Annotated in this window: 1 protein-coding gene; it reads right to left on the minus strand. The window is 63.7% G+C overall.

Annotation, left to right across the window (positions count from 1 at the left end; genetic code table 11):
* Positions 1-413, minus strand: a 413-nt coding sequence (locus Q5762_RS37255; protein WP_315896742.1) for an NAD(P)-dependent oxidoreductase, incomplete at both ends; no start/stop codon positions are given.

The following is a 413-nucleotide window of genomic DNA, read 5'->3' on the forward strand; positions in this document are numbered from 1 at the left end:
AGGCCGGCCATGTCGATCTCGTTGTCGAAGTGACCGATGTTCCCGACGATCGCCTGGTGCTTCATCCTGGCGATGTCGGCCGCCATGATGATGTCCTTGTTACCCGTGGTGGTGATGAAGATGTCGGCCGACTCCACCACGTCGTCCAGGGTCGCGACCTGGTAGCCGTCCATCGCCGCCTGCAGCGCGCAGATCGGGTCGATCTCCGTGACGATCACCCGCGCGCCCTGGCCGCGCAGCGACTCCGCGCAGCCCTTGCCGACATCACCGTAACCACACACCACGGCCGTCTTGCCGCCGATCAACACATCGGTCGCGCGGTTGATGCCGTCGATCAGGGAGTGGCGGCAGCCGTACTTGTTGTCGAACTTCGACTTCGTCACGGCGTCGTTCACATTGATCGCCGGGAAGAG

It is taken from the genome of Streptomyces sp. P9(2023) (assembly GCF_032436795.1).
Lineage (GTDB): Bacteria > Actinomycetota > Actinomycetes > Streptomycetales > Streptomycetaceae > Streptomyces.